Genomic DNA, 22,082 nt, shown 5'->3' with positions numbered 1-22,082 from the left:
TGATAAAGTTTTCTAAATCTTGGCTACCTTGTATTCATGATTTTTGCTACAGTATTGATATTTGTTTAGAAAGCTTACGCATAGTGCAAATATAATTTTAAAAAATAAGGGAGAATGTTATGTCAATAGAGATAGTTTCGACAAATAGGAAAGCCAAAAAGAACTATGAAATATTCGATACCTACGAAGCAGGAATTGAACTAAAGGGAAGTGAAATTAAGTCAATTAGGGAACACAGAGTTAATATAGATGATAGTTTTTGCCTAGTAGAAAATGGTGAGATATTTGTGCATAATATGCATATATCACCGTATCATGCTTCTAGTGTTTTCAGGCCAGATCCTGATAGAAAAAGGAAACTACTTTTACACAAGAAAGAAATAGATAGAATATCAGGTCAGATATCGAGAAAAGGTTTTACGGTGATACCCTTGAAAGTTTATATAAAGAATGGAAAATGGTGTAAAGTTGAAATAGGTGTATGCAAGGGTAAGAAAGAATATGATAAGAGAGAGGATTTAAAGAAAAAAGATATTGAGTTAGAGATGAAAAGGATAAAGAGTAGATATATTTAGCCGATGGTGGGATTCGAACCCACGACCTACTCATTACGAGTGAGTTGCTCTACCACTGAGCTACATCGGCATTTTTTTATTCTTCAACTTGATAAGTTTTCAACGTTGGTATAGAGTTATACAAGTTTTTGGGTAGAGGCTCATACTTCTCAAAGAACATTATGTAACTTGCTCTACCTTGTGTTATTGACCTTAATACGGTTGTATATCCAAATGTCTCAGAGAGTGGTATGTGTGCAGTTATGACTCTTGTATTTCCTCTCTGATCCATATTTATTATTTTTGCTCTCCTTGAATTAAGGTCACCCAATACATCTCCAAGGTACTCTTCAGGAGTTATAACATCTATTTTCATTATAGGTTCAAGTATAACGGGATTAGCTTGTCTCATAGCATCTTTAAATGCTTTTGATGCAGCAATTTTGAAAGCAAGTTCTGAAGAGTCAACTTCGTGGTATGATCCATCAAAAAGTGTGACTTGGACGTCAACGACAGGGTATCCTGCGACAACTCCACTATCCATAGCTTCTCTTATACCTGCTTCAACGGCAGGTATGTATTCTTTAGGAATTCTACCACCGACTATCTTATCGATAAACTTGAATCCGCTACCTCTTGGTAATGGTTCTATGTCTATAAACACGTGTCCGTATTGACCTCTACCACCTGTTTGTTTTATGTACTTACCTTCAGCTCTAGCTTTTGATTCTATAGTTTCTCTATAAGCAACTTGTGGTTTACCTGTGTTAACTTGTACTTTAAACTCTCTGATCATTCTATCAACCATGATCTCAAGGTGTAGTTCTCCCATTCCCATTATAAGAGTTTGATTTGTTTCTTGATCTGTTTTGACTTTGAATGTGGGATCTTCTTCTTGTAGTTTAGATAGTACGTTTGACAATTTGTCAAGATCTTCTTTTGTTTTTGGCTCGATAGCAATAGCGATAACAGGTTCTGGAAACTTTATTGCCTCAAGGACTATTTTTTCAGAATTTTCAGCAATAAGGGTGTCTCCTGTTGTTGTATCTTTTAGCCCAACGAGAGCAACAACATTACCAGAAGTTGATTGTTCTATTTCTTCCCTCTTATTAGCGTGCATTAGAAGGATTCTAGATACTCTTTCTTTCTTGTCTTTTGTGGAGTTATATACGTACATACCCGATTTTAGAGTGCCTGAGTATATCCTTGTGAAAACTATCTTACCGACATAGGGGTCAGTCATTACTTTAAACGCTAATCCTGTAAATGGTTCAGAATCAACAGGTTTTCTTTCAATTATACTCCCATCTTCTTTGTATCCTTTAACAGGTGGTAAATCTAGGGGACTTGGTAGGTAGTCTACAATAGCATCAAGTAATGTTTGTATTCCTTTATTTCTTAGTGATGTTCCAGCAACAATAGGAAATGCTTTTGTGCTAATGGTAAGTTTTCTTATCATTTTCTTTATTGTAGGCACATCAGGTTCTTTCCCTTCAAGATAGAGTTCAAGAAGTTCTTCATCTTCTTCACAAACTGCTTCAATTAATTTGTTTCTATAAATTTCTACTTTTTCTTTGAGTTCAGAAGGTATTTCTCCAATTCTATATTCTTTGCCTAATTCATCGGTATCCCAATAAATTCCTCTCATTTCAACCAAATCAACAACACCTACAAAAGAAGACTCATAACCTATAGGTATTTGTAAAGGTAATGGTTTAACACCAAGTTTTTGTTTTATAGACTCAAGAGACATGTAAAAATCAGCGCCAACTTTATCAAGTTTATTTATGTAGATAATTCTCGGTACCTTGTATTCATCAGCTTGTCTCCATACAGTTTCAGATTGAGGTTCAACTCCTTCACTACCATCAAGTATTGTCACAGCTCCATCGAGTACTCGGAGTGATCTCTGAACTTCTACTGTAAAATCAACGTGTCCTGGAGTGTCAATAAGGTTTATCCTATGGTTTTTCCAAAAGCAAGTAGTAGTAGCACTTGTAATAGTGATGCCTCTTTCTTTTTCCTGAATCATCCAGTCCATTTCCGCAGCACCCTCGTGAACTTCTCCCATCTTATGTATTTTACCAGTGTAGAAAAGTATCCTTTCGCTAGTAGTTGTTTTCCCAGCGTCAATATGTGCTATAATACCGATATTTCTTATCCTTTCAATAGGTATAACTTCTCCCATAACACTCTCCTCAAAGATTTTTGAGCTTAATTATAAAAACATTAAGTCCATCCTTTCCATTTCCGAACTCTACAAAGCTAAATGCTGGATTTTTCTTCTTTTTGATACAAGTTGTGGATTTATGTGTTATGTGAACTAAAAATTCATCGTAAGAATAGTATTGGTACTATGTTGTTTATAATTTTTAAGATTTTCCAAACTTTGAAAATTTCTCTAATTTCCATCTGAAGTTGGGATATGTAGCTAAATAGGTTAATCAATTGGAAGTTTTTCTGGAGTGTGTTGTAAAATATTCTATGGTTAACATAGAAGGGATAATATTTGACCTTGATGGAACGCTTTTAGATACTCTCGATGACATAGTTGATGCCGGTAATAATGTCTTGAGAAGGCTAGGTGTTGTGCCAGTTGAAAAAGAAAAATATAGAGATTTTATAGGAGGGGGTGTTAAAGAGCTTTTTATAAGATTACTAAATTACAGAAATGAATTTTCTGAAGAGAAACTTGAAAAGTCATTAATACTTATGAAAGAGGAGTATTCAAGGAATTACTTGAACAAGACAAAACCATACGATGGTATATACGACATGCTAAAATTCCTAAAAGAGCAAAAGTATAAAATGTCAATTTTGTCAAACAAACAACATTTCTTTACTAAGGAGCTTGTTGAACATTTTTTCAAAGATTTTGATTTTATAGTAGTAAGGGGTATTGAAAACTCCGAAGATAGGAAACCAAATCCTAAATTAGCACTTGAAATAGCCAGAATTATGGAAGTAAAACCTCAAGGGATTCTATTCATAGGTGATAGCGTGATAGATGTGATAACAGCTAAAAATTCAAATATGATTTCGGTGATGGTATCTTGGGGTTTTAAATCACTCGATGAAATAGGAGAAGTTAAACCTGACTACATTATGCATCATCCTATGGATATAAAAAATATACTATCTTGATGTTAATGGAATAGAATAATACCAAACTAGTATCGGAGTTTCATACATTACTGAAGTTTTTGGAAAGAAGTTCAATAAGTATTAATTTATAAGGAAAGATAAGGTAGACAGTTGATATTGATGTTAGTTTAAAATTTAAGATTTTGGAAAGTTTCATCTACAAATAATGTTATTGCTACTTTTGCTTTCGGGTTGGTGAAGGTTATAATAGTAGGATGAAGGTAGATCAAAGTTTCTAGAATATGAAGAGAGATTTTATGGAAGTTATTAATTTACTGTGTACTATATCAGTGTTAGGGTGATAGAAAGGTTAAAAAGTAGTAGATTTGAGTAGGAGGTATGGTTGAAACACTCGGGGCTTTTTATATTCTTCAACGTTTTAGGTAAAGTGGGTGCACTAGAGATAGGAGAATAATTTAATTGCTTAAATAGGTTATCACTAAGGTGTTTAGAATTCTCCTTTACAAAAAATGCTAAACTATTTACAAAACTTTGAAATTTGCTAGGATTTGAATTTGATAAATCTTTGTTATATCATAATACTACCAAGAAAATGGAACATATCAAAAAGCTTCTTGATCTAAATAAAGATGTCTTTATCCAAACAGATTCACCTAAAAAAGCTACTAAAAATGTTATAGAAAAGCTTCAGGATTACGTAATACTAAAACAAACTACTTATCCGTTGAGCCCATTTTCTACATTCTTGAAAACAAATTTCGATGAAAAAGTATTTCAGAAAATAAGCAAAAAATACAGTTTGGACATAGTTGAATATTTCCTGAAACTTATTCAGGAACGAGAGGTTGATGTTATGGAATTCTTTGAAGAGTACTTTGAGATAGTAGAATTCTCAATAAAGAGGAACGAACTATATAATCTTATAGCAGAATTTTTCATAAAATTAATACTAAAAAGTAACGTTAAGAATCTAGTAATACATGTAACCTGTTCAGAAATTTTCACTTCTAGTAGTCATATTCTTAAAGTATTTCTAAAAACTCCAAAAAGACCTCGTTTGGTACTGATCGAAGATATAAGTGATACTGAAAGTGTATCTGGTAATATGGGTGTAGAAAAGCATATCCTACTATTTAGTAGCAAGCATAGAAAACCAAGAAAAGTTTTGAGCAATAAAAATATGTTTCTCGAACACTATAGATGGATGTGTTGGGAGGTATGTGTTTTACTGTATAGTATAGATGAGAAATTGAGGAACAACAAAAGTATTAAATTGAAAGCAGTGATTTCGATGGTCGGTAATAATAGTATTGATGATGCGATTGATGATTTTTATAGTATGTTGGAGAACTTAAAAGATAATGAAAATATGGTAACATTATCAAGGTTAAATAGACTTCTTGCCTCACTTTACTCTATATCTCAGTCTAGGTGGAAGTTAGCAATTAATGCTGCTAGAAAATCCTATGAGTTTGCTTTAAGGTCTGGGGATGAAAGAGAGATAATTCTATCAAAATCTCTTATGTTTTTTGTAGGATTGATGGATAGTAATGAGTTATTCGAATTGTTTAACTATCTGAGAGAAAATAAACAGCTTTTTAAGAAGCTCTATAACTATATAACAAATTTCTACTATTTTTATATAGTAATTAGGAACAAAATAGAACTAGAGGAAATACTAAAAATAGCTAAAGCTACAGAAGAGGATCTCATTAGATCAAACGATAAATTCAAGCTTGTACTGCATTATCACCTTTTAGCAAATGTTATGGTTGAATTTGGTAATTTTGAAGAAGCAATAAAATATGACCTTAAGGCACTTAGGACAGCAAGAGAAGTAAATTCTCCTAACATATCTCATATTTACAATAGTCTATCACACATATATTATACAACAGATAAGTTTGATAAGGCTCTGTATTTTTCAAAGTTATCTTTAAAGGAAAGTATATCAAAAATAGATATAAAAGAAGTGTGTATGAGTTTAGTTAACATAGCATATGTGTACATTATAACGAATTACTTTAATTATGCGAATGAAGTAATCGAGACTCTTATGAGTTTAATTCAGAGGGCAAATATATCTAAATTACCAATTCACTCGAATACTAAGTTGTGGGTTATGGATATGTATGTGAAGAGGCAACTAAGTGGTATATCATCATTGTTTAGTAAATTACTATCAATGCGGGATGAAGAAATAGAATATCTAGATACTGAGGGCAAAGCGTTTTATCATTGGGGACTTTCAATGATAAAAGAGAGTCCAAGAGCAAAAATATACCATTTAAGACAAGCTTTGGATTATATAACAAAAAATGAATTCAAGTACATAGAAGCTAAAATAATCAGAGATTTGATATACCAGCTTGAGAATAATAGAGATTCGAATGGTTTTTTAGACAACATCAGAAATTTCATAGCTATGAGAAAGTTACAGCATCCCCTTTACGAAGATATACTTTTCAAAAATGTTCCTGTTGTAAAGCTTGGAAAAATAAGGATACCAGGAGATATATTAATTCAACAAGCACAACATCAATATCAAATCACGTCATTGCAAAGTAAGAAAAACGAACTAAGATTTTTGAATAAAGTCCAAGAAGTACTGATAAGAGAGAATCAAGAAAACGTATTAGTGAATAGGATAGTAAGACTTATAAAAAACTCTTTTCTAGTGGAGAAGGTAATATTTTTTGATAGAGAAAAAAATTTGCTAATATCAATGCCTGATATTTCAGATATTGAGAAGTACTACATAGAAAATATTAAGATATCGGATATAGAGTATCCAGATGATAGCCTTCCTTACAAATACAATAAAATAATACCGATAATATTTTCAAATGGAGAAACAAAAGGTTTTTTAATATTAGCGAGTAATGATCCTAGCTACTTTATTGAAGAGGAACAGATTGGGACGGTAAAAATAAGTGCTTTATTACTATCAAACAAGCTGGAAATAATAAAAAGCCAAAATAAACTTGAAAAATTAGCAAAAATTGATTTTCTAACAGGGATTCCAAACAGAGTTGAGATAGATAATTTCATAGTAAGGGAGCTTGAAAGATGTAGTCGTGTTTCGAATTACTGTTTTAGTCTTGCTATAATTGATTTAGATAACTTTAAATTCTATAATGACACTTTCGGACACATAATAGGAGATGTGATACTAAGAGAGTTTGCTAAAAAACTATCAAGAGTTGTCAGAAAGGTTGACTTTGTTGGTAGGTTTGGTGGAGATGAATTTGTTGTAATAATGCCTTACACAGATAGGACTAAAGCACTACTAGCTGCGAAGAGGTGGTTTAGAGTGTTTGAAAATAGCTTCTGGGAAGAAGTAATTTTAGACTACGGGAATAATAAAATAGAAATACCTGAGGATAAAAAACTATCGATGTCGGTAGGAGTAAGTGATATAATAGAGGCGAATTATGATATAGAAAGACTTTTTAGCATTGCTGATAAAAGGTTATATATGTCAAAAAAGTCCAAGAACAAAGTGAATTGACTATTTATCGCCTTTGTTTACACCATATCCAAAAATTGCGAAATCGTATTTAACTGGATCTTCTGGATCAAACTCTTTGAGTTTATTGGTTATCTCCTCGGCGGTTATCCAATCATCTTGTTGTCTTTTTGTAAGACCTAGCTCTCTTGATATCTTAGAAACGTGAAAATCAAGGGGTATGATTAACTTGCGAGTAGGTATAATATCTTTCCACAATCCACTATCTACATTATCTTTTCTAACCATCCATCTTAGAAACATATTTATTCTCTTACAAGCGCTACCCCTTTTGGGGGAGGGAACAAGTGAAAGTACTTCATGGGGTATTTTTGGGCTCCATCCGAATAATTCTTCTACTACTCCTTCTATGGTATCTTTAACATTAGGCTTGTTTTTGTTTTTTTTCTCAATCTCGAAAAATAAATTCTTGAGTGATTTCCATTTTTTGAGAACTAACTTTAGAGAAAATAGAATATAGGCTATCTGAATACCTGTTATGTTTCTGTAAGCGAAATAACTAAATTCAGCAAGGTTGGGGGTAATCTTATCAAGATCGAAGTTTAAGATATAATCGTATATATTTGCGCCTATGAGATCAAAGATTAACTCTCTAGTCTTTTGAATTATGTTTTTCCTCTTACCTTGTGCCATTATGGAAGCTATAAATCCAGCTAACTCTTTTTCTTTTTCATCATCGAACTTGTAAATAAACTGTATAGGATCTTTATCAATAAACTCTGGAACACAATACTTGGTATAAAGCTCATCTAGCTTTTTCTTTATATCTGAATCGTAGTTAGGGAATAAACTATCCATAATGACAAATTACAATAAAGTTATCATAAAAGAGAAAAAAAATCAACTTAATATCTGCTTGAATAGTCATCATGAACTATTTATATAAAATCTGCAAATTTTCAGTACAGTTATTTCGGGAATTCGAGGGAAGAGTGATATGTAAGTGTAGAAGTTTTTTTATCTTTCCTACCCATTTAGATGTTAATGAATACCTAAATAGGTTTCGATAGCTTTTACGATTTCTCCGGGTATATTATTACCTTTTTTGCTTTTAAGGTAATCTAGGATATCGATTATATTTACTATTGGAATAATATCTATACCAAATTCATCTTTTATTTCTTGAGTAGCTAGTTTAGTTTTGCCTTTTTCCATTCTGTCAACTGAAACTACAGCGCCTATGATTATGGGATTTCCGTTAGTTTTAAGAATATCAATACTTTCCCTGATAGAGATACCTGAGGTGATAACATCTTCAATTATAACAACCTTGTCATCGGGTGTTGGTTTCCTTCCTATTATCATTCCACCTTCACCGTGATCTTTTACTTCTTTTCTGTTATAAGATACGCCAATAACTTTTCTATACTTCTCATACAATTTAACTGAGGTTATAATTGATAGTGGAATTCCCTTGTAGGCAGGTCCGAATAATAGTGTGGCACCAGGAAACTTTTCGTGTACTATATCGGCATAGTAATCAGCTAATATAGAAAGTTTTCTACCATCATCAAATATACCTGTGTTTATAAAGTATGGGGTTTTTCTACCGCTTTTGGTTGTGAAGTCTCCAAATAAGAGAACTCTAGAATCAATTAAAAAGTCGATGAATTTTTCTTTATCCATATTATGGATATTTTAAATGTTAGTGGAGATAAATTTGTGAATTAGGATTTCTCATATTTGAGTTTCACTGAAATCTGAAAGAGTTTTTTGAATTTGTGATTATAGTATATATAAAATTCATTCTATTACAAAAGTTCGGAGGTAATAATTATGTCTAAGCATTTAGAAGCACACCTTAAGAATGAAGAGCTGTATAACAGGGTAGTCAATTATAGAGATGCGGATGATGCTAAGGAAATGGGGCTTTATCCTTATTTTAGACCTATTGAAGAAACTAATGGTAATGAAGTTTATATAAATGGGAAAAAATATCTAATGTTAGGTTCTAACGCTTATCTAGGTTTGACAAATGATCCTAGGGTTATAGAAGCGGCTGTTGAAGCTACGAGAAAGTATGGTACTGGTAATGCAGGATCAAGGTTTTTAAATGGTACTCTTAGTATACACGAAGAGCTTGAAGAGAAACTAGCTAGATTTGTGAATAAGGAAGCAGCTGTACTTACTAGTACAGGTTATATGGCTAACCTAGTTGCGATAGCAGGGTTACTAGGTCCAGGTGATGCAGTAATTACTGATAAGCTTGATCATGCTAGTATAATTGATGCTTGTAGGCAATCAGGTGCTAAGATGTACAGGTTTGCTCATAATAATATTAACCACCTTAGAAGAGTGCTTGAAAAGGTTGAAGAGAAGGCCAAGTTAGTAGTAGTTGATGGTGTTTTTAGTATGGAAGGTGATATAGCAGATTTACCTGAGATTGTTAAGGCATGTAAGGAATATGGTGCTTGGATAATGGTGGATGATGCTCATGGTATGGGAGTGCTTGGTGGTAAGTATGGTCAAGGTACGGTACATCATTTCGGCCTTGATGAAGAGGTTGATATTATAATGTCAACGTTCAGTAAAAGTTTTGCTTCTATAGGTGGATTTGTAGCAGGTAGTGAAAGGTTAATAAATTATCTCAAGCATAAAGCTAGGGCTTTGATATTTAGTGCAAGTCCATCACCAGCAACTGTAGGTACTGTTAGTAAGGCAATTGATATAATATATGAAGAACCGTATAGGATAGAAAGATTATGGCAAATAACTCATAAAATGCTAAAGGCATTCAAAGATATGGGTTTCGATACAGGTACATCATGTACTCCTATTATACCACTCAAGATAAATGACTTTGAAAAGACACTTAAGTTTTGGAAAGCACTTTCAGATGATGGTATATTTGTAAATCCCGTTTTACCACCTGCAGTGCCACCTTCAGAAACTATAATAAGAACTAGTTATATGGCTACTCATACCGATGAGCAACTTGATTGGGCTTTAACAGTATTTGAAAAGCATGGAAAGGCATTAGGAATAATATAGTAACATGGGTAAATGGATAATATCAAAGAGTATTGAAATAGATGCTTCTCATGTTGTTGAAGGATATAGTGGTCCATGTGCTAGATTACACGGACATCGTTGGAAGATAGAAATTTCTGTAGAAGTTGATGCTCTCAATGAAATAGGTATTGGAGTTGATTTTGGTGATATAAAGAAAGCATTAGTAGATCTCAATCTAGATCATCAGCATTTAAACGATTTTATATCTCCCGCAACTGCAGAAAGTTTAGCTAAGTACGTATACGATGAAGTTAAGAAAAGAGGTATAAAGTTATTGAAAGTAACAGTTTGGGAAACTCCTTCAAATAAAGTTGAATACTACGAAGAGTGAGCTTTAGGTATGGATATTTTTATCTTTTCTTTGTCTATTAGGAAAATTGTTTCTGTGGTACTTCTGTGAATACTTTTGCTGTTTATCAATTTAGACATTTCAAAATCAATGTTTAGCTCCGTAATACGTTCTATAATATCTTTCCATCTAAAAAGATTAGATGTTATGTCAATTTCGAATTTTTCTGTTGAGATTTCATTTGAAATTAGTTGCTGAATGTCTTGTGTTATACATAGTTTACCTTCATCATCAATATAGCCTATTTCGTAAACTCCCTTTTTATTCAGTTTGCTTATGGTGTATAGTTCATGATGATATTTTGAATTGTTTATGAGTAGTACTCTCTTACCAAGAGAGATGCTTTCGTAGAGTGTTATTCCGAATGATGTTATTACGTATTTTGATTTTGCTATTAGGTGATGAAGGTTGGTATTTTGGGATTCAAATATTTCTACTTCGTTTTGAGTACATATTTCGAGTAATTCTTTTTGGTTTTTAAACAACTTTCCTACATATATGCATACGTTTTTGTTTTTTAATAGGGGTAAGAAATTTTTTAGGGTTATAGTTGTTAATCCTTTAGGATCTTCTCCTCCAAATGTTATTAGTATGTCGATTTCTTGAGATATTTGTAATTCTAGTAGTTTTGGATCAAGAATTAGGTATTCTAATCCTTCAAAGTTTGGATTGGGTCCTTCTAAGGCGAGATATGGTAATGACATAACTGATATAAGTGAAGGTTTGAATGTTTGGGTATCGTCGAGTGATATAATCCTAATATTTTTGGATAATAGATTATTAATCAAATCTAATTCAACTTCTCTACAGTCTATTACTGCTACTTGGTATTTTTCTAGTTTTTGAAGTTTTTGTGTTGATATTTCTGCCTCTATTCCGTTAGAGTTTAAAAAGTTTTTCAATACTTCCATCCTCTTATAATGTCCCATTCCGAAATTGTTACCAAGCTTTGTTAGTAATAATGTCATTTTAAACGAACCATTCTTGAATTCTAATGATGCTGGGTTTGTAGAGGAATGATGCTATATCGTATAATTCCCAAGCGAAGGTAATAAAACCTAAGTATCCTAGTACTGGCATTTCAAAAATTTTTATATGTCCTAGTATTGGAACGTTATATACCCATCTTGTTTGGGCAAACCAATTAACAAATTCCCATAGAAAACCGCACATAAGTCCTGCTAGAGATAAAAGGAATATTACCTTGTAATTACCTTTTTCAATGTATCCTAGTATTGATGGTTTGCTCATAAGGTAGTTTATTGGGTCGAGTATTAGGAAAAACGATAACCAAACCGCAAAAGCCATGTATTCACTAAACTTTATGTCACCAAGCCATCTCAGCCATAGAAACAATTCGGGATCGGCACTTCTGTTTAAGTAATTCATGCTTAAAGGTAAAGTAGGAAGTAGTAGGAATAGTATTCCTAAGATTATCATAAATACAAGGTGATATTGCTTAAAATGTAAGCTATGAAATTCAATTTTTACATCTTTGAAGATTAGTAGTAAAAGGGCGTAAGTTATTAGGATTCCTGGGAGTATAGTCCCAAAAGCCCAAAAGTATCCTATATATCTAATTGCTGTATCTGGTAATCCCTTGTAGTGCCAGTTTGATAGAAATATGTTGGTCCATTCAAAAAACCACCATACGATAATTGATATTATGAAAACTATTGGAAATCCTTTAAAGAAAACGAATGATTTACCTTTGAAGGAGAATATTATACTATCAATTAGTAGTATATAACCTGTCCAAAATATTGGAGTAGCCCACTGTAGAAAGAAGGGTACTTTTAAAGCTATTCCTAGTATGAGCAATAGTAATATTACAATTCCAAGGTAAAACCAAATTGGTAAGTATCTTCTATTCATACATTCCTCCTCACAAGGTTTATTTTTTTTGAAATTAGGAGATTTTTCAAATTAAAAGGAATGAAAAAATTATTTGAAGTTTTTAGGTATTTTAATTAATCAATCAAAATTCATAGTTTGTATATTTGTAACATAACTTATTTCTGTATCTTTAGGTATTAGTTTTATTTTCATTCCATTGGTGATAATATTTTCTGGCGAGTAATTTCTTTCAAAGAACGGTATAGGATCAACATATATGTTGTTGATTGATATACCAAAGTGTAGATGTGGTCCTATTGATCTACCAGTTGATCCAACTAAACCTATTACGTCTTTTGTAGTTACGAATTGCCCTCTTTGGACGAGTATTTTGCTCAAGTGCATGTATACGGAACATACACCGTATCCGTGGTTGACTACTACATAATTACCAGCATTCCTTTCGTACGAGGTTATTGAAACTATTCCATCATATGTAGAGAAAACTTTTGCACCTTTTTCCCGTAGTATATCTATGCCTAAGTGTATTCTTCCGTATAGTATACCTCCTCTTGATCTATTAACTCCGTAGGCATCTCCTATCTCACCACTTATAGGTCTTGAAAAATTACTTATTCTGGATGTATAGAAGCTTTCTATTCGAAATTTGTTAGTTTTGAAGTTAAATTCGTTTTTGATTTCGAAGCTTGTTATTTTCTGAGGTTTTCGTTTGGCGTATGATAAAATGTCAATTTTTAGCTCGAATGGTATTGTTTTTGTGATGATAGTGTCAGTATTAATATCTTTTATTTTTATATTAAGATTAAAATTAGTTGTGATTGTGTATGGTATTCCTATAAGCGAATAAACAAGGTTACTTTGTATTTTATAAATTTCATACTCGAAGTATTCTTCTAAGGATATGGATGATACTTTAAGATTTTCAGTTTCTTGTATTACTATACCTATTGTTTCTCCTTTTCGCTCTAGGTAATTAGTAGGAAAAATAGAAATTTCTATACCAAATGAATTGATACAACTAAGAATGATAGCGAGTACAAGTATTCTTGTTTTCATTCTACCCCCTATGTGAAACAATATTTACCAAAATTCTAAAAGAAAATTGAAATAATATCAAATTAGTGATGATTTATACTTTATTAGACACTGTGAAAAAATAGCTACTCTATACAAAGTTTTGTATTAATCATATAAAATCATTTCTAGTATGAGGATGAGAGATAATGTACTTATAGGGTTCAGTGTAATTTCTTTCATATTTGCCTTTTTTGTTATATTTTCAACTCTTTATCGTAGTTACTTTATGCTTAATAAGTATTTCCCAGGATTTTTCATATATTATACTGGTGTTATAAATATCTACGATATCCCAGAGTGGTGGGCTGGTAAAACACATGGAATACCAAATAGAGCTGTTCTTATCAGGCTAAATGATAGGGAGGTTAAAACTCCTTCTGACTTTTGGAATGAGGTATTTGAAAATCTGGATAGGGAAATTGAGTATGAGGTTTATTATGAAATGGATGGTGAAAAGTACGTAAAGTTTGTCAAATCACAAAGATTTGAAGCCAAAGACTTTATATTTTTTACATTGTTTTGGCAATCTTCAGGAGTACTTTTATTACTCTTAGGTTTTGTGATGTTTTTGAGTAATAGGAGTAAGAAGGGAGTGATGTGGCTTGTTGCTAATACTTTTACGGGACTTAATTTTATCACAACTCCATCTAGTTCTTTGTTTTCAGATGTATTCATAATAACATTTGTAGAAAGATTGACGTTTTCTATTTTCCCTGTTAGTATGGTGTACCTTTTCTTACACTTTCCTTTAGTAAAGTTTAAGAAACATGTGAGATATGTTATAACATCAATTGTTGCTAGTATAGGTCTATCTTTTGTGTTTATTTCTTTGATAGGTTATACTAATAATAGGGAAGTAGTTTCTTTTCAGGAGATGTATTATTTTTATCCAGGGATAGGTGGAATATTTGCTGTTTTGTCTCCTGTGTATGATTATATAAGAGCAGTTAAGCATGGAATACATAATCTTTCTAGGGCTTTGTTACCGCTCATGATTGGTTCGTTTGTATTTATTTTGATACCATCTGTTATTGCTATTCTTACTACTGCTTTTTCTTTTCCATCGTACTATATACCTATTTTCATAATAGGGTATCCTATATTGGTTATGTCTACTGTAATGGTGTATAATATAAACTTTGTAAAAGAGACTTCATTGAATCTTCTTTTGATAATACTTATTTCGTTTGTTTTTACAACTTTGTATGTAACTGTGTATAACAAAATTACGTTTATACCAAAAACATTACTTTTCATGGTAATAACATTGATTTTTTCAGTTTTGTCTGTTGTTGTATTCTCTATAATAAGGTCTAGGGTAAAATTCAAGACATCTACTGTAAATAAGGATGTCATCAATGATATTATAAGCAAATTTAGGATGATAGATAAGATAAGTAAATTTTTCTCGTTTTTAGACAGAGATCTGGGGAGAATACTCAATTTTTCTTTTTCGAAGTTTGTTTCTTACAAGCTGATCCCTAAAGATGTTAGGAAGATGTTGTTTTTATCAAGTAAATACTTTATTAATAAAGATGATATAATAAACTGTTGTAAAAGTGCTAGAGATGAAAAGTTTAGGGATTTAATTGAAAAATCAAGATATGCTATGGCTGTAAAATATGGTACTAGGTTCTTTGGTGTTGTAATGCTTGGTAAGGAAGTTGGAGGTAGTATATTGACATCAAGAGAGATTGAACTTTTGGAAATTGTAGCAAAGTTGGTAGGAGGATTTATGAATTCATTGGTAAAATATACAACTTATAGACATAGTAAAGATATCCTTAAATTAAGCTATTCTGTATCTACTAATGTTTTTATTAAGCCGCTCATATACTCTCGTAGTTTGAGAGGTGACGCTTTTGAAATAAATGCTTATGTTAAAAGTGAACTTGATAAGCCAGTAGTTTACAAACTCAAGGAAACTGAAAATGGTGTATTTTTCTGTATAGTTTGGATACTACCTAATTCAATTCATTCTTCTGTACTCGTAGCAACAATTAAGGGATTCTTGGAAGATTATTTCCATAATAGAAGGATTAGCATTGATAAATTACCAAGAGAAATAAGGAATATAGTTTATTCCTTGAGTCCTATTGAAGTTGATACCAATATAGTTTGTGGAGTAATTAGGAATATGGAAATGAATGTTGTAAATGATGGTAAGTCTTCAATACTTCTTGTTACTAAATACAACTCAGTAATTCCTATGCCAGTTCATAAGAGGTATTTTAACTTCTCTAAGATAAAAGAGGGAGATACTTTCTTCTTCATAAGCGGTGAAGAAATAGTGATCCAGTTACAGGAGATAAAAGATATGGGAGTAAAAAAATTTACTCCTCAAAAACTTATAACGGATTTGCCTGATAAGTTTATCTTGGAAATTAGGTTTCTCCATACATATAGTCGATAAATTTTTTAATATCATCTAGAGGCCCTACTACTACTATTGACATTGTTTCATCAAGAACTGTTTGTGCTTTTACATCTATCTTACTAAAAAATGTTTTTGATATTCCTTTTTCAAGTTGAATACTTTCTCTTTTGAAAGCTATTATGATATTAATATTGAATCTATTTCTTATATCTAGTTCAGATACTTTTTTATTACATATCTTTGATTCGGGTAGTATATTTATCCTTGCGATAAAGTAATCTTCTATAAATGGTAATGCACTTTCAACAGGACCAGACTTGAGTAGTAATTCACCAACTGTTTTGGAAGCAATGTCATAAGAAGGTACAACAAAGTTGACTCCGATCCTGTTAAATATACTTTCGTATTTTTTTGTTGGTACAATAACAAGAGTATCAATACCAATTTCTTGTAGTATTGCTGCTATGTTGATAGCATCTAATATGTTTTTTTCACCTATTGCTACTATGCACTTGTCGAAGGAAGATATATCTCTGTCTTCAAAGAAGTTTTTGCTAACTTCTGAGTAACTGTCAACCTTTTCAAAATTAGGACCCATAGCAAAATTCTTGTCTATCGAAACAACATACACGTCAACATTATTCTTCAAGAATTCTTCTGTTATTATCTCGACAATATCTCCATCTCCTATGAGAAATACTTTCATATGAAGATTATAAACTTACGAATGTAAATGTTTCTAAAATCTGTGGTTTATTCAAAATCTATTGAAAACTTGTTGCCTTTGAGAAAGTGTAATTTTTTTATGATATTAATATTTCGTTGAAAAAAATATCTGAGTTTGGTTATTATATAACTAGTTAGTTAAAGGAGGGGAATATGAAGAGAGTGATTTTTTCTTTGATTATGATGTTTGTTATTAGCTATGTTTATGGTTTGAGTGCTAAAGAAATACTTGATAAAGTAGAGAATAATCTCTCGAAAGAGAAAGATAGAGAAAGTATTGTAGAGGTAATACTTTACAAGGAGGGTAAGGAGAAAGAAAGGAGAGAAATGAGAATATGGAGCGCTGGTAATGATAAAAGAGTTGCAAAGTTTATTTCACCAGAAAGTGTTAAAAATGTAGGTATTTTGACTTTACCTAATAATGAGATGTATGTTTACTTACCAGCTTATAAAAAAGTTAGAGCTGTTCAAGGAAGTATGAAAGATCAGAATTTTCAGGGTACCGACTTTTCATATAGAGAAATGGGAGGATTTGATTACTCAGAAGATTTTGATCCAAAGATACTATCAGAAGATAGCACAACTTATACTCTCGAGCTGGTAAGAAAACCTAACTCTGATTGGTCTTATGATAGAATATTGATGGTTGTTTTAAAGGATGTTTTCTTACCGAAGAAGCTTGAGATGTATGAAAAGGGCAAGTTAAAGAAAGTTTTGGATGTACTTGAAACTGAAAAGAAAGCAAACTATTTTGTTCTTTCTAGAATTAGGATGACATCGATAGCTAATAATACTTCTACTGAAATAATAAGCAAAGATGTTAAGTTTGACCAAGGTCTTGAAGCGAGAGGTATATTTTCTCAAAGATTTCTTGAGAGGTAGGAGGGATTATGAGGTATGTAATATTTTTTATACTCGTTTTTATTATACCTCTAGTGTGTTATTCTGCTACCGATTTGAGTGTTGATATATTTTCTTTTTTATCTTTTGGGATTGACAACGGTAATCTCGATGGAGGTGCATTGTCTTCAAAGCTAAAGTTATCATCTGATCTAGGTAATGATACCCTTATTTATTCTTCTCTTCTTGCTAGGTATTCTTTTATTGTGCCTAATATAGGCTCAAAAAATTTAGTGTCCATCATTTATCCTAATGATTTTGAAATATCACTTTATGAGGTATATCTCAAAGTTGATGAATTTATATTTGATTTTGTATCGCTTTCTATCGGTAGGCAGAGACTATCTTGGGGTAGGGCTGATAGGATTAATCCTACAGATGTATTGAATAGATTTGACCTTATGAGTGCTATTGATTTCTCTACCAAGTATCCAACATGGCTTTTAAACTTAAAGATATTTTTACCTTTACTTGACGAGAGTTACATTCAATTTGTATCTCAACCTGTTTTTGAGAGTGCCAAATTTGGTGGTAGTTTTGCTAATATGTATTTTGATACCATAACTAAAAGCATATTGGATGAGGTAAGGATGATTAGTAGCAAGATTTATAGTAATCCAGTTGGGGAACTAAAAAATGTTGATTTAAATATAACAAATGTTTCCTTTGGAGTAAAAGTAGGAGGTAGAATTTGGGGTTTTGATGGTTCAGTTTCATTTGTTAGTAGAATTAATGATTTACCTTATTTTGAAAATCTTTATATTTCCAATATCATAACAATAAAACCTATTAGCTTACTTCCACCGATTGTTGAAACCAACACTTTCGTGTATGGTTTGAATTATAGATTATCGTATCATAGAGAGAATATCATAGGATTTGATTTGTCGAAAGATTTTGACTTTGTTGTTGGGTGGTTTGAGATGGGAATATTTATTCCACAGGAGATTAGTAGAAGCTATAACATTGACAATGCTGTTATCGCTTATTCCCCATTACCTACTGGAACCAATACAAATTATGTTTCTACAAACTATTCAGTAAATTATCTGAAAGACATATATACCAAATACATATTCGGTGTCGATAGAGATATCGAAGGAGTTTTTTATATCAATTTCCAGTTTGCCCATGGCTTAGGGCTTGAGAGAGGATTTTATGAAGAGAAACTACAGGATTATTTCATAATCAATCTTGAAAGAAAGTTTTTTGGTGATGTTCTTAAGATAAGATTGTATTCCATCTTGAATGTTGATGATATTATGAGTAGATTTAGTAATGGATTTAGTGATGTTTTAAATAATTCTGGTGTACTTGGGGGAATTGAAGTTGGTTATTACCCGGTAATTGGAATGAAAATGTATATAAATATTTTAGGTATCGATGGAAATGGTAAATCGTCTCTTGCGAGAATGAAAGATTTTGATAGTATTAGTATAGGTTTTTCTATGGAATTATAGTTATGTCATAGGTTTGCAATTATAGTTTTTTTACTGTAGTTAGTAGTTTTTGAAATTAGTAAGGATATTTTGCTAATAGACTTAGTTGTGGGAGGAATATTGAAATGTTTAGATTTTGGATAATGAAACGAAAATATTAGTATGATATTTTCAACATCTCACAAAGATGGTAAGTTACTTGACATAATAAAAAGAGATTTAAATGCTGTTGTGATAAGGCATAATGTTATATCTGATAACATAGCTAATGCGGATACTCCAGGATTTAGGAGAGCTGAAGTTAGCTTTGAGTCTCAACTTAAAAGAGCACTAGATTCGGAAAAGCAGCCTTTGTATCCTGCTAGGATGTCTGATTCCAGACATATACCTTTTGATGAAAGAATAGACTATAGGACTGTGAAACCGAGAATAAGTATAGAATACGATACTTTCTATAGAAATGATAAAAATGGTGTTGACATAGATAAAGAAATGGTTGAATTTTCTAAGAATGCTATGAGGTATAACCTTCTAGTTGAGATATACAATAGGAATATAAAGAAAATAGAATCTGTTATTAGGACAACTGTTTAGTTTTGCGGTAAGGTAAGAATACCATCATATTGGTTCCCAATTCCTCATCGCTTTTGACTTTCACAAAGCCACCTAAATCCATTACTATTTTTTGACATATGGATAGCCCAAGACCTGTCCCATCTGGTTTTGTAGTGAAGAATGGATCGAATATTTTGTTTTGTATTTCTTTTGGTATTCCAATACCATTATCTTTTATGTAAATTACAATGTAACTATTTGTTTCATCTGAGTAGTTCATATATCCTATTTCTATTTTACCTTTGTTGTGGGTTATTGCTTGAATTGAGTTTAGGATTATGTTTGTGAATACCTGTAGTAGAAGATTGTAATTACCTTTGATTATTATTTCATCTTCAAGTTTGTTTATGATTTTTATGTTTTTTTGTGTTATCTGATACATTAGTATATCAAGTGTTTCAGAAATTACTGATTTTATGTCTACGTCTGTTATTTCGTAGCTTACAGGTTTTGAGAATCTTATAAAGCTATTAAGTAGATTTGTTATTCTACCTATGTCTTTTGAAATTATGTTTATAAACTTATTAATGAAGTCCTGATCATTTTTTCTTGTTTTTAGAAGTTCAACGAAACCACCTATTGAGGTAAGAGGGTTTCTTATTTCGTGTGCTATACCGGAGACTAATTCTCCTATTATGTTAATTTTCTCAGATAGTATGTGCCTATTTATCTGTTCTTTCTTGTAGGTTATGTCTTCGATAGTCCATAGTATTTCTGTAAGGTTTCCTGATTCTTCAAATATTGGTTGTGCTTTTACTTCATAAAAATTGCCGTTTATCTCTATCTCTATTCCTCTTGATGATAGAATTTGGTTATCCTCTTCCTTTGCTTTTTCTATAAGTTTTTCTATGGTTTCTTTTGAATTTTCTCTGTTTATGTATTTAACTTTGTAGTTTGGGTCGGTTAGTGCTATTATGCTTGTTATGTTTGAAAGTATTTTCTGGTTCAACTGGTTGAATATGAATAAATCTCTAAACATTATGTAGTTTTTTATTATTATACCTACTGGGGTTATCAAAACGTTCAATTTATGTATGTCTTGATCTTGGAATGGTATGTAATTTATACCTACTCTTTTATTTGCTAGCATTATTACCCCTACTACTTCGTTTTCAAACTTTATGGGGTATAGTATTAGATTTTCTAGTCTTTTAGAATTGTTAGGTATCAGATTAGGTATTTCTTTTGGCGTTATTATTGTGATTTTATCTATTTCATGTTCTTTCCTTATTTTGTAAAATATGTTTTTGGTAGTTTCTTCTTCAAGTCCTAATTGAAACAAAGAAGATATATTTTTATCTTTGTCGAGTATCATTATACTTCCTACTTCTGCTCCAAGTTCGGATATTATTTTATCAAGTATGTATGCTAAAAATAGTTCTCTATTGAGTGGAGTTGTTATAGATTTGTAGAAGGAGATTATTGACTCAAGTTCTGTTAGTTTTTCGATTATAGTTGCTGTTGTTTCAATTATTTCAAAAAGTTCTTTTATATTTATTGCTATTAGCTTGAAAGTTGCGATATCTTGTATTTCCAGTTCATTTTCACTAAAGCCTATCAGAGTTAGTTCTGAATCTTTGGTTCTGAAATAGTATGATAAAAACTTTGTATTATTATGTGATCCGAAAAGAAACGGTATTTTAAATATGTTATATTCTTCTATGGTTCTTTTATGGATACTTATCATATCTTGATTAGATATTTGGCTAGTGTTTTTAAGGTATATGACCTTTCTTTCAACATCCACTATTGCTATATCGGTAAATGTGCTGATTGCCGATGAGATATAAAGTATATTTTCTATCCTACTGGGTAGAGCATATGTTTTATCAATCATACATTTACAAACAAGTGCCAAACAATCTCATTGTTTATGTTTTTTACTTGATTGAAATGAATATCAAAATCTCCTAGTATTTGTTCTATTTTACTTCGATTTAGATTTGATTTTTCTATCCATAGTTTTGCATCTGATAACCTTACTTCGGTATGGAATTGAATAGCGTATACATTTTTTTTGTATTTGAATGCTTGATTTAGGTAGTTGTCAGAAGTTGCTATTCTAACTGCATCTTTGGGTAAATCGAAAGTATCACTATGCCATTGAAAGACTTTTAAGGAGTAGTATTTTGAGAATACGGGATCTTTTGCTCCATCTCCGGTTATTTTTATATCGTACCATCCTATTTCTTCGCCTTTATCACCCTTGTATACTCTAGCACCTAAAGTACTTGCTATTAGCTGTGATCCTAAACATATGCCTAGAATTGGTTTATTGTTATTTATGAAATTATCTATCACTTTCTTCTCAACTGTTAGATATGGGTATATATTTTCTTCGTAAACCGATTGGGGCCCCCCTAGTATTATTAGACCGCTGTATTTATCTAGTGCTAATGTTTCCAGAATATCATCTGATAGATTTTTAGTGTCAAAATAGTTATACCTTATGTGGTAGTTTGATAGTACTTCTTCGAGGTATCCTAATCCTTCTATGGGTGAGTTCCTTAAGACTAAAATCATAAGACTAATATAATTATCA

At 31.5% G+C, this 22,082-nt stretch carries 18 protein-coding genes and 1 tRNA gene; 9 read left to right on the top strand and 10 right to left on the bottom strand.

The window, feature by feature from the left end; all coding sequences use genetic code 11:
* Positions 1-119: 119 nt before the first annotated feature.
* On the top strand, positions 120-575 hold the full coding sequence (gene smpB / locus N2712_05775; protein ID MCX8029485.1) for an SsrA-binding protein SmpB: 456 nt from the start codon (positions 120-122) through the stop codon (positions 573-575).
* On the opposite strand, the gene N2712_05770 is transcribed toward smpB, so the two are convergent.
* Positions 574-645 (bottom strand) — tRNA-Thr (locus N2712_05770). The two genes, smpB and N2712_05770, sit on opposite strands and share 2 nt — an antisense overlap.
* 6 nt (positions 646-651) lie before the next feature.
* Positions 652-2,742, bottom strand: coding sequence for an elongation factor G (fusA, locus tag N2712_05765; protein ID MCX8029484.1), 2,091 nt, complete (start codon positions 2,740-2,742; stop codon positions 652-654).
* 296 nt (positions 2,743-3,038) lie between these two features.
* Between fusA and N2712_05760 the strand changes: the two genes are divergently transcribed.
* Positions 3,039-3,698 carry an HAD family hydrolase gene (locus N2712_05760; GenBank protein ID MCX8029483.1) on the top strand — a complete coding sequence of 220 codons (660 nt, stop codon included), beginning with the start codon at positions 3,039-3,041 and terminating at the stop codon, positions 3,696-3,698.
* Between the two features lie 553 nt (positions 3,699-4,251).
* Positions 4,252-7,170 carry a diguanylate cyclase gene (locus tag N2712_05755; protein ID MCX8029482.1) on the top strand — a complete coding sequence of 973 codons (2,919 nt, stop codon included), beginning with the start codon at positions 4,252-4,254 and terminating at the stop codon, positions 7,168-7,170.
* Here the strand turns inward: N2712_05755 and N2712_05750 are convergent, their stop codons facing one another.
* Both N2712_05750 and pyrE read right to left on the bottom strand, forming a co-directional pair.
* The gene (locus N2712_05750) at positions 7,171-7,986 is read right to left on the bottom strand and encodes a TIGR02757 family protein (GenBank protein MCX8029481.1); all 816 of its coding nucleotides are present in this window, start codon (positions 7,984-7,986) and stop codon (positions 7,171-7,173) included.
* Between the two features lie 183 nt (positions 7,987-8,169).
* The gene (gene pyrE / locus N2712_05745; protein ID MCX8029480.1) at positions 8,170-8,814 is read right to left on the bottom strand and encodes an orotate phosphoribosyltransferase; all 645 of its coding nucleotides are present in this window, start codon (positions 8,812-8,814) and stop codon (positions 8,170-8,172) included.
* A gap of 150 nt (positions 8,815-8,964) precedes the next feature.
* Between pyrE and N2712_05740 the strand changes: the two genes are divergently transcribed.
* Both N2712_05740 and N2712_05735 read left to right on the top strand, forming a co-directional pair.
* A complete protein-coding gene (locus tag N2712_05740) occupies positions 8,965-10,179 on the top strand; it encodes a pyridoxal phosphate-dependent aminotransferase family protein (GenBank protein MCX8029479.1) in 1,215 nt (404 codons plus the stop codon).
* Positions 10,180-10,183: 4 nt separating this feature from the next.
* On the top strand, positions 10,184-10,531 hold the full coding sequence (locus N2712_05735; GenBank protein MCX8029478.1) for a 6-carboxytetrahydropterin synthase: 348 nt from the start codon (positions 10,184-10,186) through the stop codon (positions 10,529-10,531).
* Here the strand turns inward: N2712_05735 and N2712_05730 are convergent.
* The 3 genes from N2712_05730 to N2712_05720 form a co-directional block, all read right to left on the bottom strand.
* Complete coding sequence (locus N2712_05730; GenBank protein MCX8029477.1) at positions 10,519-11,460, bottom strand: hypothetical protein; 942 nt, start codon at positions 11,458-11,460, stop codon at positions 10,519-10,521. The two genes, N2712_05735 and N2712_05730, sit on opposite strands and share 13 nt — an antisense overlap.
* A 58-nt stretch (positions 11,461-11,518) precedes the next feature.
* A complete protein-coding gene (locus tag N2712_05725) occupies positions 11,519-12,424 on the bottom strand; it encodes a hypothetical protein (protein ID MCX8029476.1) in 906 nt (301 codons plus the stop codon).
* A 99-nt stretch (positions 12,425-12,523) separates the two neighbouring features.
* Positions 12,524-13,462 carry a M23 family metallopeptidase gene (locus N2712_05720; GenBank protein MCX8029475.1) on the bottom strand — a complete coding sequence of 313 codons (939 nt, stop codon included), beginning with the start codon at positions 13,460-13,462 and terminating at the stop codon, positions 12,524-12,526.
* Positions 13,463-13,619: 157 nt separating this feature from the next.
* On the opposite strand from N2712_05720, the gene N2712_05715 reads away from it, so the two are divergent.
* The gene (locus tag N2712_05715; protein MCX8029474.1) at positions 13,620-15,896 is read left to right on the top strand and encodes a hypothetical protein; all 2,277 of its coding nucleotides are present in this window, start codon (positions 13,620-13,622) and stop codon (positions 15,894-15,896) included.
* Here the strand turns inward: N2712_05715 and N2712_05710 are convergent.
* Positions 15,868-16,566, bottom strand: coding sequence for a hypothetical protein (locus tag N2712_05710; protein MCX8029473.1), 699 nt, complete (start codon positions 16,564-16,566; stop codon positions 15,868-15,870). The two genes, N2712_05715 and N2712_05710, sit on opposite strands and share 29 nt — an antisense overlap.
* Positions 16,567-16,739: 173 nt before the next feature.
* Here N2712_05710 and N2712_05705 point away from each other — a divergent pair, with 173 nt between their 5' ends.
* The 3 genes from N2712_05705 to flgB all read left to right on the top strand — a co-directional run bounded on the left by N2712_05705 (position 16,740) and on the right by flgB (position 19,519).
* Positions 16,740-17,468 carry an outer membrane lipoprotein-sorting protein gene (locus N2712_05705; GenBank protein ID MCX8029472.1) on the top strand — a complete coding sequence of 243 codons (729 nt, stop codon included), beginning with the start codon at positions 16,740-16,742 and terminating at the stop codon, positions 17,466-17,468.
* 8 nt (positions 17,469-17,476) lie between these two features.
* Positions 17,477-18,946 carry a hypothetical protein gene (locus N2712_05700; protein ID MCX8029471.1) on the top strand — a complete coding sequence of 490 codons (1,470 nt, stop codon included), beginning with the start codon at positions 17,477-17,479 and terminating at the stop codon, positions 18,944-18,946.
* 141 nt (positions 18,947-19,087) lie between these two features.
* The gene (gene flgB / locus N2712_05695) at positions 19,088-19,519 is read left to right on the top strand and encodes a flagellar basal body rod protein FlgB (protein MCX8029470.1); all 432 of its coding nucleotides are present in this window, start codon (positions 19,088-19,090) and stop codon (positions 19,517-19,519) included.
* Here flgB and N2712_05690 read toward each other — a convergent pair.
* Together N2712_05690 and N2712_05685 are read right to left on the bottom strand one after the other, a co-directional pair.
* The gene (locus N2712_05690) at positions 19,503-21,377 is read right to left on the bottom strand and encodes an ATP-binding protein (GenBank protein MCX8029469.1); all 1,875 of its coding nucleotides are present in this window, start codon (positions 21,375-21,377) and stop codon (positions 19,503-19,505) included. The two genes, flgB and N2712_05690, sit on opposite strands and share 17 nt — an antisense overlap.
* Positions 21,374-22,063, bottom strand: a complete 690-nt coding sequence (locus N2712_05685; protein MCX8029468.1) for a type 1 glutamine amidotransferase — start codon at positions 22,061-22,063, stop codon at positions 21,374-21,376. Before N2712_05685 ends, N2712_05690 begins: the two co-directional genes overlap by 4 nt.
* Positions 22,064-22,082: the final 19 nt, after the last annotated feature.

It is taken from the genome of Brevinematales bacterium, assembly GCA_026415355.1.
GTDB lineage: Bacteria > Spirochaetota > Brevinematia > DTOW01 > DTOW01 > SKYB106.
Note: the sequence above shows the minus strand (reverse complement) of the source record. Positions and strands in the feature narration are given on the sequence as shown.

Coding starts and splice junctions, on each gene's coding strand:
- N2712_05715 (MCX8029474.1), top strand. CDS start 13,620: ATGAGAGATAATGTACTTATAGGGTTCAGTGTAATTTCTTTCATATTT.
- pyrE (MCX8029480.1), bottom strand. CDS start 8,814: ATGGATAAAGAAAAATTCATCGACTTTTTAATTGATTCTAGAGTTCTC.
- N2712_05705 (MCX8029472.1), top strand. CDS start 16,740: ATGAAGAGAGTGATTTTTTCTTTGATTATGATGTTTGTTATTAGCTAT.
- N2712_05685 (MCX8029468.1), bottom strand. CDS start 22,063: ATGATTTTAGTCTTAAGGAACTCACCCATAGAAGGATTAGGATACCTC.
- N2712_05755 (MCX8029482.1), top strand. CDS start 4,252: ATGGAACATATCAAAAAGCTTCTTGATCTAAATAAAGATGTCTTTATC.
- N2712_05690 (MCX8029469.1), bottom strand. CDS start 21,377: ATGATTGATAAAACATATGCTCTACCCAGTAGGATAGAAAATATACTT.
- flgB (MCX8029470.1), top strand. CDS start 19,088: ATGATATTTTCAACATCTCACAAAGATGGTAAGTTACTTGACATAATA.
- N2712_05735 (MCX8029478.1), top strand. CDS start 10,184: ATGGGTAAATGGATAATATCAAAGAGTATTGAAATAGATGCTTCTCAT.
- N2712_05750 (MCX8029481.1), bottom strand. CDS start 7,986: ATGGATAGTTTATTCCCTAACTACGATTCAGATATAAAGAAAAAGCTA.
- N2712_05760 (MCX8029483.1), top strand. CDS start 3,039: ATGGTTAACATAGAAGGGATAATATTTGACCTTGATGGAACGCTTTTA.
- N2712_05730 (MCX8029477.1), bottom strand. CDS start 11,460: ATGGAAGTATTGAAAAACTTTTTAAACTCTAACGGAATAGAGGCAGAA.
- smpB (MCX8029485.1), top strand. CDS start 120: ATGTCAATAGAGATAGTTTCGACAAATAGGAAAGCCAAAAAGAACTAT.
- N2712_05725 (MCX8029476.1), bottom strand. CDS start 12,424: ATGAATAGAAGATACTTACCAATTTGGTTTTACCTTGGAATTGTAATA.
- N2712_05720 (MCX8029475.1), bottom strand. CDS start 13,462: ATGAAAACAAGAATACTTGTACTCGCTATCATTCTTAGTTGTATCAAT.
- N2712_05700 (MCX8029471.1), top strand. CDS start 17,477: ATGAGGTATGTAATATTTTTTATACTCGTTTTTATTATACCTCTAGTG.
- N2712_05740 (MCX8029479.1), top strand. CDS start 8,965: ATGTCTAAGCATTTAGAAGCACACCTTAAGAATGAAGAGCTGTATAAC.
- N2712_05710 (MCX8029473.1), bottom strand. CDS start 16,566: ATGAAAGTATTTCTCATAGGAGATGGAGATATTGTCGAGATAATAACA.
- fusA (MCX8029484.1), bottom strand. CDS start 2,742: ATGGGAGAAGTTATACCTATTGAAAGGATAAGAAATATCGGTATTATA.